This is a genomic window from Mesorhizobium sp. CNPSo 4684, assembly GCF_057784315.1.
On the sequence record NZ_JBWLUX010000014.1, the window covers coordinates 124964 to 137716 of the forward strand.

Genomic DNA, 12753 nt, shown 5'->3' on the forward strand with positions numbered 1-12753 from the left:
TCTTTTCAAGGCTTCGGGTGTATCCGAAACACCTTAAGAAAGGGTGGGCAGGTGCGGGTGCACCGAGCGGCCGAGCACAGCCGCGTGTGCAAGGTACGTCAATCGTATGCTAGTCGCAGAACGAAAAGGCGAGCGAACGCCGGGGAAGCTTGGGGAGCCGGGTCGGCGTTGCGCTCGCCCCTCCCCCCGCCAAGGGGGAAGGCCAGGCACCGGGGTGTGTCCGGTGCCCGAGGTGTCACATGGGGAGGGTTACATTCCCTTCATTGCGTCGCACGACACGTTCGGGTTCATGTCGGCGAAGGCGCCGGTCGGGTTCTGTTTCCAGGCCCAGACATGCAGTTCGTAGAACGGCCCAAGGCCGTAGCGGTTGGGGGCGCTGTTGAAATTGAACAGCTGGCCTTCGAGCGAGGCCGGGCCCTTCGAGGTAATGTATTCGACCGCTATCAGCTTCAGGCTGCCGTCGGCCGTCGGCTCGTACATCACCGCCTCGGGCTTGGCGAGATCGACGGCATCGTCCTTGAGATAGGCGCCGTTGACATAGTGGATGCCCATGGCGCCGCCGGTGATGCCGCTGGCGCAAGGGATCGGGGCGTAGCCTTCGGCTGTGGCGGCTGCCACATTTTCGAAGCGGCTGTTGGCGGCGCGCACCTTTTCGGCCAGCGGATTGGCGTCATGTGCCTGGGCGGCAGCACCGGCCGCGATCGAGATGGCGGCCAGGGCCGCAAAGCGTGTCGTCCAAAGAGTTATGGTCATGTTTTTCTGTCCGTTTTGTTGACGCTCGAGGCGACGGCGGCCGATCAGGCCGGCCGAAACGCCAGGGGCGTTGGTTCAAGGATTTGGGGGAACGAGCTTGTCCGTCCCGGTTCATGTGATGGTTATGCAGCTCCGGTTGCCGAGCTTCCGGCCGCCGCTAAAACCCGTGCAAAATCAACGATCCCAAAAGTAGTATTGCCAATATTCCTGCGGAACTTCCCGCTCCGACAGCCCGATGTCGCGCCTCAGATAGTCGCCTTCCGGAGGCAGGCGCCGCCTTTCAGACAGATACGCAGGCAGCTTCGTCGCGAACCGCCATAGACGGCCGAGCAGAGAGGTTGGCCGGCTGGTCTTTCCCAGGACAGGCTCGGTTCCACCGACCGGCAGGCCATCAGGCAGTTCGCCATGGCCGCGAAGGGCAGTTTGATGCTCATCATTGTAGCGATCGAGCGCGCGATCAGAGGTAAAAGTAAGGGTCAAGAACCCGCACCTCCGTGATTTTGTCGACCGGCAGCGAGTTTTTCTGGGCAGTGCTGCGGATCGCTTCGGGCGACGGCGCTTCGTAAATGCAGAAACTTCGCTTCTTGTCGGGTGTGACGAAGGACTGGATCCAGGTGACGCCCTTTTCGGCATTGCGCATGACGACGCCGCCCACCGCCGTGGCGCCAATGTCGGTCATCGGTATGGTGAGGCCGTCCGGAAATGTGCGTTCAATCAAATAGCGAGGCATGGAAGGCTTCCTTTTCCATTGATTCACGCTCGATCGGAGCGCGGCTGGACGTTGACCACGCCGGCCCGGCCCGCGCATCGGAACGATTCCCCATATTTGGCGGGACGATTCCCTATAATGGCGTCGTTCTTTGTGGAAAGGGGCACGGCAATGTGTGCAAAGTCACATTGCCGCGCGTTCTTCACGGGCGAGCGGCCCGCCATGGTGGGAAAACTCCGATCATACGAGACGATGATGATGCTTCTGGAACGGCAGACGCAGCTGCAGCAGTTGGAGACGTTGCTTAGCGATGCAATCAACGGCCATGGCCGCGTCGCGGTGCTGGCGGGCGAGGCAGGCGCCGGCAAGACGGCGCTTGTCGAGGCGTTCGCAGCCCGTGTCGGGCAGAGTGTGGCGATGTTGCGCAGCGCTTGCGAGGATCTGTCGATCCCCGATCCGCTGGGGCCGCTCTACGATCTGGCCCGTGAGGCGCAATGGGCGTTGCCGCGCGCGGTCGACGCCCGGCATGGGCAGAGATTGCCGCTGTTTTCCGATGCGCTCGACGCATTTGCGGCGAAGGGACCGAGCCTGCTTGTGATCGAAGACCTGCACTGGGCCGACGATGCGACGCTCGACTTCGTGCGCTTCCTTGGCCGGCGTATCGCCAACACCCACATCCTGCTGTTGCTCACGGCGCGCACCGACCGCAGCGAAGGACAGATACGCGTGCGCCGCGCGCTGGGCGAAATCCCGGCAGGCAGCGTGGCCCGCATCGACGTGCCGCTGCTCAGTGAGGCAGCGGTGTTGTCGCTTGCCGATGCGGCCGGCCGTGATGGCGACGCCATCTACCGGGCGACCGCGGGCAATGCCTTCTTCGTCACCGAATTGCTGTCAGCCGAAAATGAAACGGCGCTGCCGGCAAGCGTGCGCGACGCCGTGCTGGCGCGGGCCGAGCGATTGTCGCCCGGAGCCCGGGCGATGCTCGATGCGGTGTCGGTGTTTCCGCGGCGGGCCGACGCCTGGGCCTTGCAGGGCCTGTGTGGCGTCGCCAGCGCCGGCCAGCTGGCCGAGTGTGTCGCCAATGGCCTGCTCGATGATCTGGGCGATGGCTACGCCTTCCGCCACGACATTGCGCGGCGCGCCATCGAAATGATGCTGACGACATCACACAGGCGGCAATTCAACCAACGTGCCCTGGCTGCGCTGCTCGAGAATGGCGACGTCTCCAGCGGCCGCCTGGTGCATCATGCGGTCGAGGCCCACAATCTGGCGGCGGTGCGCGAACTTGCGCCGATCGCCGCGCGCGAGGCGTCGCGCGTCGGCGCCCATCGCGATGCCGCCGGCTACTACGAGATCGCCTTGCAGCAGGCCGACAGCCTGCCGGCCACGGAACGTGCGGAACTCTACGAAAGACATGCCTTCGAATGCCACCTCATCGGCAAGATCGCCGACGCGCTCGCGTCGCAGGGACAGGCACGACGACTGCATCAGGCCAACGGCAACAGGCTGAAGGAAGGCGATAGCCTGAGATGGCTTTCCCGACTGAGCGAAATGGGCGACGACCGCGAGGCGGCGGCCGCTTTCGGGGCCGAGGCAGTGGCGATGCTGGAAGCTGCTCCCGCCGGTCCGGAACTCGCCATGGCCTATTCGAACCTTTCCCATCTGGCGATGCTGTCGGAAAGGGTGGAGGACACGCTGTTCTATGGCGAGAAGGCGGCGGCACTGGCCGGGCGCATGAACCGGCCCGACATCGCCTCGCATGCCCTCAACAATGTCGGCTGCGTCGAGCAGTGGCTGGATCCGGCTGCCGGGCGCCAGCGCCTCGACCAAAGCCTTGAAATCGCGCTGCAGGGCAATTTCCAGGAACATGCCGCACGCGCCTTCACCAATCGCGCCTGTTTCGAGATCACCCAGATGAGCTACGACGCGGCGCGGCCGGTGCTTGAGAGCGGCATCCACTATTGCGCCGAAAACGACCTCGGCACATGGCGCGACTATCTCAGGGGCATGCTGGCCGATGTACAGCTGCGCCAGGGCCAATGGGATGAGGCCGCCGCGACAGCAACCGACGTCATCGACAATGAGCGGACAACGACGGTGGGCCGTTTTCCGGCGCTGCTGGCACTGGCGAAACTGCGCCTGAGGCGCGGCGATCCGTCGGCCGAGCCCTTGTTTGCCGAAATGGCGCGGTTCGTCGGAAGTGGTGCGGACCTGCAGATGCTGAGTTCATACGCAGCGCTGATGGCGGAGCAGGCATGGCTGGGGCTGACCGACAAAGAGGAGGCGCTGGCGCTGATCGCGCGCGCCGAAACGCCGGTGCGCTCGCGCGCCCATGTCGGCGAGCTGGCGCTGTGGCGAACATTGCTCGCTCCGGACATGCCGGCCGGCGATACCGCCGATATGGCCACCCCATACCGACTGCTTTTGACCGGCGACTGGCGTTCGGCTTCGGCATTGTGGGCCGAATTGAATGCGCCGTACGAACGCGCTCTGGCGCTCATCCTTGGCGATGAAGAGGGGCAGCGGCTGGCGCTGGATATCTTTGACGGCCTGGGGGCAAGGCCGGCTGCCCAGCGCCTGCGCGATATCATGCGCAAGAACGGCATTGGCGGCATTGCCCGCGGCCCGCGCCGGTCGACACGCGCCAACGTGGCCGGCCTCACCTTGCGCCAGATGCAGGTGCTGCAGCTGATCGAACGCGGCTTGTCCAACAAGCGGATCGCCGAGCAGTTGACGATTTCGCCGAAGACGGTCGATCACCACGTCTCGGCGGTGCTGGGCAAGCTGGATGCGGTGTCGCGCGGCGAAGCGACCGCCGCGGCGCGCGATTCCGGGTTGTTGTGAGATACCAAGAGGTTTCGCTGTTTTAGCGAGGGGGACAAAGGCCAGCGCTGGCGCTGCCCCTCATCCGGCCCTGCGGGCCACCTTCTCCCCGTGGAACGGGGAGAAGGAAGAGGATGTTACGCAAACGCGCCGTGGCAGTGCTTGTATTTCTTGCCGGAGCCGCAGGGGCAGGCTTCGTTGCGGCCGACTTTGCCCCAGGTCGCCTGGTTGTTTGGATCACGATCCTCGGGAGCGACGATGGCGTTGCTCTCCTGGCGGACCAGAAGTGCGGTCTCGCCGCCCTGGAAGTCGTCCTCGCCAGTGGTGCCGTCAATGTGGCTGCCGAACATGTCGGGCGCTTCGGGCGGCGGCGCTTCGGCGGCCTGGCGAACCAGTTCGACGCGCATCAATTGCGCGGTGACGGCCTGGCGCAGATTGCCGAGCAGTGCCTGGAACAGCTCAAACGCCTCGCCCTTGTATTCCTGCAGCGGATCGCGCTGGGCGTAGCCGCGGAAGCCAACGACCGAACGCAGATGGTCGAGATTGACGATGTGCTCGCGCCACAGATGGTCGAGCGTCTGCAGCACCACCGAACGTTCGACATAGCTCATCACGTCGGGGCCGAACCGCTCGGCGCGCTCCTTGGCGGCGGCGTCGGCGGCCTCGGTCAGGCGCTCGCGGATGTCGTCCTCGGCAATGCCTTCTTCCTTGACCCAGTCCTCGACCGGCAGATCGAGATTGAGGAATTCGGCGACTTCGGCCTTGAGGCCGGCGACGTTCCACTGCTCGGCATAGGCATTTTCGGGGATGTTCTTGGTGACGATCTCCTCGATGACGCCTTCGCGCATCTCGGCGATCGTCTCGGACAGGCCTTCGCCGTCCATCAATTCGATACGCTGCTCGAACACCACCTTGCGCTGGTCGTTCGACACGTCGTCGTATTTCAACAGGTTCTTGCGGATGTCGAAGTTGCGCGCCTCGACCTTCTTCTGCGCCTTTTCGAGCGCCTTGTTGATCCACGGATGGATGATGGCCTCATCTTCCTTGAGGCCGAGCTTCTGCAGCATGCCGTCCATGCGCTCGGAACCGAAGATGCGCATCAGATCGTCCTGCAGCGACAGGAAGAATTTCGAACGGCCGGGGTCGCCCTGGCGGCCGGAACGGCCACGGAGCTGGTTGTCGATGCGGCGCGATTCATGGCGCTCGGTGGCGAGCACGTAGAGGCCGCCGGCGGCCAGCGCCTTGTCCTTCAGGCGCTCGACATCGGCAATGATTTCCTTTTCGCGCGCCTCGCGCTCGGGGCCCGCAGGCATGTCGCCCAGTTCGTCCTCGATGCGCATCTCGGCGTTGCCGCCGAGCTTGATGTCGGTGCCGCGTCCCGCCATGTTGGTGGCGATGGTGATGGCGCCGGGCTTGCCGGCCTGGGCGACGATGGCCGCCTCGCGCTCGTGATGGCGGGCGTTCAGCACCTCGAAATCCTTGAACCCTTCCTTGCGCAGGCGCTCGGCCAGCTGCTCGGATTTTTCAATGGAGGTGGTGCCGACCAGCGTCGGCTGGCCCTTGGCGCGCGCTTCCTTGATTTCCTTGACGATCGCCTTGTACTTCTCCTCGACTGTCCGGTAGACCTCGTCGTCCTCATCCTTGCGGATAACCGGCAGATTGGTCGGGATCTCGGTGACTTCGAGGCCGTAGATGTTGCCGAACTCCTCGGCCTCGGTCAGCGCCGTGCCGGTCATGCCGGACAGCTTCTTGTACAGGCGGAAATAGTTCTGGAAGGTGACGGAGGCCAGCGTCTGGTTTTCCGGCTGGATCGCCACATGCTCCTTGGCTTCGAGCGCCTGGTGCAGGCCTTCCGAATAGCGGCGGCCCGGCATCATGCGGCCGGTGAACTCGTCGATGATGACGATCTCGCCGTTGCGCACGATGTAGTCCTTGTCCTTCTGGAACAGCCGGTGCGCCTTCAGCGCGTTGTTGACGTGGTGAACGATGGCGACGTTCTCGACGTCATAGAGCGACTCGCCCTTGAGCAGCCCGGCCGCGCGCAGCAGGTTTTCCAGCTTCTCGGTGCCTTCCTCGGTGAAGATCGAGGTCTTCTGCTTCTCGTCGATCTCGTAGTCTGCCGGGTCGAGCTGCAGCATGAAGGCGTCGATGGTGTTGTACATCTCCGAACGGTCCTCGAGCGGACCGGAAATGATCAGCGGCGTGCGCGCCTCATCGACCAGGATGGAATCGACTTCGTCGACGATCGCGTAATTGTGGCCGCGCTGCACCATCTGGGCGCGCTCATATTTCATGTTGTCGCGCAGATAGTCGAAACCGAGCTCGTTGTTGGTGGCGTAGGTAACATCGGCGGCGTAGGCGACGCGGCGCTCCTCATCGGAGAGACCATGGACGATGACGCCGACCGAAAGGCCGAGGAATTTGTAGACGCGGCCCATCCATTCGGAGTCGCGCGTGGCGAGGTAGTCGTTGACGGTGACGACGTGGACGCCCTTGCCGGCCAGCGCGTTGAGATAGACGGGCAGGGTGGCGACCAGCGTCTTGCCCTCGCCGGTGCGCATTTCGGCGATGCCGCCATTGTGCAGCACCATGCCGCCGATCAGCTGCACATCGAAGGGGCGCATGCCGAGCACGCGGCGCGCCGCCTCGCGGGCGGTGGCGAAGGCCGGTATCAGCAGGTCATCGAGGGTGGCGCCGTTGGCGATATCCTGGCGGAATTTTTCCGTGCGCGCCTGAAGTTCGGCGTCAGACAACGCCCGCATCTCGTTTTCCATGGCGTTGATCGCCTCGACACGCGGCCGGGTCGCCTTGACGCGGCGATCATTTGAGGAGCCGAAAACCTTACGGGCGAGACCGCCGAGACTGACCATCCAATGGTCCTTTCGATAGAATTCTCAATCTTGAGATGAGCGCCGGCCGGCCCCATCAATTCCGCGTGAAACGCAGACAAACGCAAAAAGCGCCCGGAAAACGGTTCTGGACGCAAAGTCGTTGGACAGATAAGAGGGGGCTCAACTGATGTCAACGCCGCGTTAGCCCTATGGGCAGCGCCAAATTCCGCCACAATCCGGCTGATCTGCAAGCCCGACCAATCCCCCTTGGAGTTAATCTTGATGTCCTTACTGTTTCGCCGTGCGTCGCTCGCCAGCCTTGGCCTGGTCTTCGGCCTGTCGGCTCTTTCGCTGTCGCCTGTCATGGCCCAGGAAGCCGCTCCCGCACCGGCCGATGCTGCAGCGCCCGCCGCCGCCCCCGTCGATCCCAACGCGGTCGTCGCCACCGTCAATGGCGAGAAGCTGACCGAGGCGGACCTTGGGCTTGCCGAGGGTGAGCTGTCGCAGCAGTTCGCGCAGTTGCCGCCCGAGCAGCGCCGCGCCGCCGCCCTTTCCGCGGCCATCGAGATCCGCGTCATGGCCGCCCAGGCAGTCACCACCGGGCTCGACAAGGATCCCGAATTCCAGCGCCGCATGGCGTTCCTGCAGCAGCGCGCGCTGCATGGCGAGATGGTCGAAAAGGGCGTCGTCGACAAGGTTACCGACGCCGAGGTGCGTGCCCGCTACGACCAGGAAATCGCCAGCACGCCGCCGGTCAATGAGGTTCATGCCCGTCACATCCTCGTGAAGACGAAGGAAGAAGCCGAGGCGATCATCAAGCAGCTCGACGGCGGCGCCGATTTCCAGAAGCTCGCCAACGAGCACACCAGCGATCCCTCGGGCAAGACCAATGGCGGCGATCTCGGCTGGTTCGGCCCGGGCCAGATGGTGCCGGAATTCGACAAGGCGGCATTCGCGCTCGACGTCGGCAAATACACCAAGGAGCCGGTGCAGTCGCAGTTCGGCTGGCACGTCATCAAGCTCGAGGACAAGCGCACCAAACAGCCGCCGGCGTTCGACGACGTCAAGGACCAGGCCAAGCAGGCGGTCATCCGCGACAAGTATTTTGCGCTGGTCAAGCAGCTGCGCGGCGCCGCCAAGGTCGAAATCCCGGACGCCAATTTGAAGAAGGCCGTCGACACGATGGAAGCCGGCAAGTAGGCCAGCGTCGAAAAGCATACAAAAGGGCGCCGTTTGGCGCCCTTTTCGTTTCGAGCCTTGGCTGGCGGAAAGTCAGCGATAGTGGGTAGAAGCCTTGAACGCAGCCGGATCGGCTGCGGCAAGGGCACCGGTGAATTCGGGGATGCGCACCAGAAGCATCATCGCCCAGAACAGCGGCCAGTCCGTCCAGCGGCAAAACGACGTGCCGACGGCCTGCGCCGTCTGCCGGTTTTCCTTGAAGGATGTTTTCACCGCCCGCCAGGCGAGGCCCAGCCTCGAACGTCGGCCCTTCGTCAGCAGATCCATGCGCGCGTATTGGTAGCCCTTGTTGCGCCTGACATCCCAGATGAAGCCCAGGCCCTCATAGGCGTGGATCGAAACCGCCTCGGTGGCCACCTCCATGGCCACGCCATCCCTGAGCATCGCGTGCTGCCGCAGATGCGAGGAGACGAAAGGTCCGTGGTCGGCTTCGAAGCGATAGCGTTCGAGAACCAGCCGTCGGTACAGAGCGCCATTGTTGCTGACATGGATGATCTGGCCGTTGCGGTTGCGGCGCTCAATGAAGCCGCGGTCGAGCAGCGACATCACCCGCATCATCATGGTGTCCTTGCCGTAAGTGGTGCGGCCGGAAATCGCATCGATCTTCGGGTTTTTCACGACAGCTTCGTAAAGGATCGCCAGCCATCCGGGCCGCGTCAGGCAATCGGCCTCGACCACGGCGACGAGGTCATGGCGGCAGTAGGCGAGTGCTGCGTCTTTCAGTTGCGAGGACTCGTCGCTGTCATGCGTCGCGACGATCACCGAAGGGCAGGAGAAGGCCGGCTTTCCGGACAGTTCCGCTTCGGTCGCCGATGCGTGGCCATGCGGCAGCATGAGGATGATTTCAGCCGGAACGCCGCGTGCATCCTGCGCATAGGCGCGCACTGCCCGGCGCAGTTCCTCGTCGCCATCCGGCGTCAGATAGTCGGAAACGATGATCAGGCTGACGGGCAGCACGGGCGATGTAATTTCGGTCAAGTCGCCCCCCGGCGATTGTCAGCGATTGCGAGAGATCCCTCTCAGGACATAACCGACCGTGGTATGTATTGCCATCTCATCTTCGTCGAGCCGGTTGGTCAGCAAATGTTTCCAAGCATAGGAGGCGACGAGATCGGCGACCAGTACCGCATCGATGTCGGCGGCGACGTCGCCTCTCGCCTTGGCGCGCTCGATGATCCGCGCGGTGTGGGACCGACGCCCATCGGCATAGCCAGTCAGGGCCGCCGCCGCCGCTTCATCCGACTGGGCCTCGGCGATCAGTGAGCGGAATACGCTGCCCGAGGATGTGTCGCGCCAGTGCGCGAAGAGGTTTTGAAGGAAACCGACGAGATCGTCTTCAAGATTGCCGGTATCGGGGACGGCGACGCGCTTTTGCCGCTTGTAGACCTCCAGCAGCAGGGCCGCCTTGCTCGGCCACCAGCGATAGATCGTGGGTTTGCCGGCACGTGCACGCCGCGCGACGGCTTCGATCGAGAAACCGGCATAGCCGGCTTCGATCAGCACCGCTTCGGCAGCCTCGAGAATGGCCTCGGCACTGTCGGGATTGCGCCGCGCCCCGATCGATCTGCGCGCCGGATCCTCGCCCATGTCTGTCCTCGCCAACACTTTCGCCGGCAATATAGGTGAGCCGGAGGTCAAACGAAACGGCCCGTTTTGTCGATGTGAATGCCATCGATCGCGCACGGCGCATGCCGGATGCGGTGCGCGCTCACCGGATGCGGCGCGCGCTCACCGGCCAATGATGCTCATTGCATCGCTGCCAGCGTCTCCGACGCGACGCGCCAGCCGTCTTGGACCTTCACGAGTTCGAGCGTGACGCGTGTCTTGCCGGTATAACGCGCCGTCGACTTGTCCTTCGGCTCATAGTCATAGCTCATCTTGAAAACCACTTCCGCGCCACCGTCGCCATGCGGGGTCACCTGAAGGGTGCCGGGTTCAAGGCCGAGCGACCATGATGCCCATTGCGCGAACCAGTCGACCTTCGCCTTGATCAGCGCCTCGGTGTCGTAAGGTTTGCCGAAGATGGTGACGGATGGCCCGTAAACCCGCTTGACCGCGTCGGGGATGTCCCGGGTGTCAGGCGCCAGATAATCGTCACGCAGGAATTTCTCGATGGCGGTCTTGTCGTCGCCGACGGAGCGTTCGAGTGCCGCGACCTTTGTCTCGGGCGCCGGAGCGGCGGTGGGCTTCGGCTGCGCGACCGTTTCACCGCCGGGCACGAACTCAAACCGCTCGAGCAGCGAACCCTGTTCCCAGGGGCGCTGTCCCTCCCGGGTTTCGGAAACCACGTCGCGGCGCACCGCGATCATCATGTCGTTGATGCTCTGGCCGGGTTCGGCCATGTGCCGCAGCAATGCGGCGGCAAACGGCGAATTGCGCCCCGTTCCATCCATAGCGACAGCGCCCGGCGCGGTCGAGAAGGCGATGAAGGAGCCGCGCGTCGAATCGAACTGCGCCAGGCCGGCAAGCGCCGTCGCCGAGCGCGTGGTGGCGGTGCGGCTCAGACTGCGGGCAAAGGGATTGTTGCGGCAGGCATCGAGGAACACCAGGCTGACCTTGGTCTGCTGTTCCATGATGTCGAGGACTTCGTCGATCGGCACGGCTTCGAGCTGCAGTTTGACCGGCATGTCGAGCCGGGCGTCGACCGGCACGATATAGTTGCGCCCTTCGACCTGCAGGCCATGGCCGGCATAATAGAACAGCCCGACGCCCGCACCTTGTAGCGCATCGGAAAATTCGCCGATCTTGCGCTCGAGTTCACGCTTGCCGAGATCGTTGCCCTCGATGACGTCGAAGCCGATCGAGCGCAGCTTGCCGGCAATGTCGAGCGCATCGTTGACCGGATTGGTGAGCGTGCCGGCCTCGGCATAGGTGCCGTTGCCGATGACCAACGCCACGCGCCGTTCGGGCTGCGCATCGGCGCTCAGGAGCAAAAGCCCCATAAACGCCACCGCCAAGATCACCAGCCTGCCCATGGGACTGATCATAACGCCAGAGGCTGCGCCGACGCCAACGGATTTGAAATGCAAGCTTAACCCAAGGTGGCTTGCCGGCGCCGACGGCCAAGAAAACGCCCTTGCGCCGGGCCGTGGTATCGGGCAAACCGGCCTTCCCCAGCGTTTTCCCGTCGCCCGAGGTCTCCAATGTCCGCAACGATTTCGCCGCTCGCGCCGAAGAAATATCCCAAAATGCCTGCCATTGAGGGCGTGCGCATCGCCACCGCCGAGGCCGGGATCAAGTACAAGAACCGCACCGACCTCTTGGCCATGGTCTTCGATGCCGGCACCGCTGTCGCCGGCGTGTTCACGAAATCGAAATGCCCCTCGGCGCCGGTCGATTTCTGCCGGCAGAACCTTGGCGCCGGCAAGGCGCGGGTGCTGGTCGTCAACTCCGGCAACGCCAACGCCTTCACCGGCAAGAAGGGCCGCGCCTCTACCCAACTGACCGGCGAGGCGGCGGCCAAGGCTGCAGGCTGCACCCCAGGCGAAGTGTTCCTCGCCTCCACCGGCGTCATCGGCGAGCCGCTCGACACCAGCAAATTCAGCCATCTGCTGGCTGGGCTGGTCAAGGACGGCAAGCCGGACCTTTGGACCGAAGCGGCCAAGGCCATCATGACCACCGACACCTATCCGAAAGTGGCGACCGCGACGGTCAAGCTCGGCGACGCCGACGTCATCATCAACGGCATTTCCAAGGGCGCCGGCATGATCGCGCCCGACATGGCGACGATGCTGTCCTTCATCGCCACCGACGCACCGATCGCCGCCCCCGTGCTGCAGGATTTGTTGTCGCGCGGCACGGCCAAGACCTTCAATGCGGTCACCGTCGACAGCGACACCTCGACCAGCGACACGCTGCTGTTGTTCGCCACCGGTGCCGCCGCCAAGCGCGGCGCGCCCGCCATCAGCGATCCCAAGGATGCGCGCCTCGGCGCCTTCCGCCGCGCGCTCGGCAAGGTGCTGAAATCTCTGGCGCTGCAAGTGGTGCGCGACGGCGAGGGCGCCCGCAAGCAGGTCGAAGTCACCGTTACTGGCGCGAAATCCGCGCGCTCGGCCAAGCGCATCGCGCTGTCGATCGCCAATTCGCCGCTGGTCAAGACGGCGGTTGCCGGCGAGGACGCCAATTGGGGCCGCGTCGTCATGGCCGTCGGCAAGGCCGGCGAACCGGCCGACCGCGACCTTCTGTCGATCTGGTTCGGCGACAACCGGCTGGCGCATGAAGGCGAACGCGATCCAGGCTACTCCGAGGAAGCGACCTCGGCCTATATGAAGCGCGACGACATCCGCATCCGCGCCGATATCGGTATCGGCCGTGGCAAGGCGACGGTGTGGACCTGCGACCTCACCAAGGAATATGTCGCCATCAATGGCGATTACCGGAGCTGATGGAATTGGCTTC

9 protein-coding genes are annotated in these 12753 nt (G+C 64.1%); 3 read left to right on the top strand and 6 right to left on the bottom strand.

The genetic code is table 11. The annotated features are described in order from the left end of the window. Positions 1 to 249: 249 nt before the first annotated feature. Complete coding sequence (locus tag AC04SG_RS15400; protein ID WP_488551736.1) at positions 250 to 753, bottom strand: hypothetical protein; 504 nt, start codon at positions 751 to 753, stop codon at positions 250 to 252. Between the two features lie 457 nt (positions 754 to 1210). Continuing rightward, positions 1211 to 1483 (bottom strand): DUF4242 domain-containing protein, encoded by a 273-nt coding sequence (locus tag AC04SG_RS15405; RefSeq protein WP_488551737.1) that lies wholly within the window; start codon positions 1481 to 1483, stop codon positions 1211 to 1213. 150 nt (positions 1484 to 1633) lie between these two features. Here AC04SG_RS15405 and AC04SG_RS15410 point away from each other — a divergent pair, with 150 nt between their 5' ends. Then, positions 1634 to 4306: an ATP-binding protein gene (locus AC04SG_RS15410; protein WP_488551738.1), complete on the top strand. Its 2673-nt coding sequence runs from the start codon at positions 1634 to 1636 to the stop codon at positions 4304 to 4306. 116 nt (positions 4307 to 4422) lie between these two features. Here the strand turns inward: AC04SG_RS15410 and secA are convergent, their stop codons facing one another. Continuing rightward, the gene (gene secA, locus AC04SG_RS15415) at positions 4423 to 7155 is read right to left on the bottom strand and encodes a preprotein translocase subunit SecA (RefSeq protein ID WP_488551739.1); all 2733 of its coding nucleotides are present in this window, start codon (positions 7153 to 7155) and stop codon (positions 4423 to 4425) included. 243 nt (positions 7156 to 7398) lie between these two features. Between secA and AC04SG_RS15420 the strand changes: the two genes are divergently transcribed. Beyond that, positions 7399 to 8316: a peptidylprolyl isomerase gene (locus AC04SG_RS15420; RefSeq protein ID WP_112562277.1), complete on the top strand. Its 918-nt coding sequence runs from the start codon at positions 7399 to 7401 to the stop codon at positions 8314 to 8316. 72 nt (positions 8317 to 8388) lie between these two features. On the opposite strand, the gene AC04SG_RS15425 is transcribed toward AC04SG_RS15420, so the two are convergent. The 3 genes from AC04SG_RS15425 to AC04SG_RS15435 all read right to left on the bottom strand — a co-directional run bounded on the left by AC04SG_RS15425 (position 8389) and on the right by AC04SG_RS15435 (position 11330). Next, positions 8389 to 9333 (bottom strand): glycosyltransferase, encoded by a 945-nt coding sequence (locus tag AC04SG_RS15425; protein WP_488551740.1) that lies wholly within the window; start codon positions 9331 to 9333, stop codon positions 8389 to 8391. Positions 9334 to 9351: 18 nt separating this feature from the next. Next, on the bottom strand, positions 9352 to 9942 hold the full coding sequence (locus AC04SG_RS15430; RefSeq protein WP_488551741.1) for a TetR/AcrR family transcriptional regulator: 591 nt from the start codon (positions 9940 to 9942) through the stop codon (positions 9352 to 9354). A 158-nt stretch (positions 9943 to 10100) separates the two neighbouring features. Next, positions 10101 to 11330 carry a caspase family protein gene (locus AC04SG_RS15435; protein WP_488551742.1) on the bottom strand — a complete coding sequence of 410 codons (1230 nt, stop codon included), beginning with the start codon at positions 11328 to 11330 and terminating at the stop codon, positions 10101 to 10103. A 168-nt stretch (positions 11331 to 11498) separates the two neighbouring features. On the opposite strand from AC04SG_RS15435, the gene argJ reads away from it, so the two are divergent. Further along, the gene (gene argJ, locus AC04SG_RS15440) at positions 11499 to 12740 is read left to right on the top strand and encodes a bifunctional glutamate N-acetyltransferase/amino-acid acetyltransferase ArgJ (protein ID WP_112562280.1); all 1242 of its coding nucleotides are present in this window, start codon (positions 11499 to 11501) and stop codon (positions 12738 to 12740) included. Positions 12741 to 12753 lie beyond the last annotated feature (13 nt).

Excerpts from the sequence above, each read along its gene's own strand:
- argJ (WP_112562280.1), top strand. The coding sequence starts at position 11,499 with ATGTCCGCAACGATTTCGCCGCTCGCGCCGAAGAAATATCCCAAAATG.
- AC04SG_RS15435 (WP_488551742.1), bottom strand. The coding sequence starts at position 11,330 with ATGGGCAGGCTGGTGATCTTGGCGGTGGCGTTTATGGGGCTTTTGCTC.
- AC04SG_RS15430 (WP_488551741.1), bottom strand. The coding sequence starts at position 9,942 with ATGGGCGAGGATCCGGCGCGCAGATCGATCGGGGCGCGGCGCAATCCC.
- AC04SG_RS15420 (WP_112562277.1), top strand. The coding sequence starts at position 7,399 with ATGTCCTTACTGTTTCGCCGTGCGTCGCTCGCCAGCCTTGGCCTGGTC.
- AC04SG_RS15405 (WP_488551737.1), bottom strand. The coding sequence starts at position 1,483 with ATGCCTCGCTATTTGATTGAACGCACATTTCCGGACGGCCTCACCATA.
- secA (WP_488551739.1), bottom strand. The coding sequence starts at position 7,155 with ATGGTCAGTCTCGGCGGTCTCGCCCGTAAGGTTTTCGGCTCCTCAAAT.
- AC04SG_RS15410 (WP_488551738.1), top strand. The coding sequence starts at position 1,634 with ATGTGTGCAAAGTCACATTGCCGCGCGTTCTTCACGGGCGAGCGGCCC.
- AC04SG_RS15400 (WP_488551736.1), bottom strand. The coding sequence starts at position 753 with ATGACCATAACTCTTTGGACGACACGCTTTGCGGCCCTGGCCGCCATC.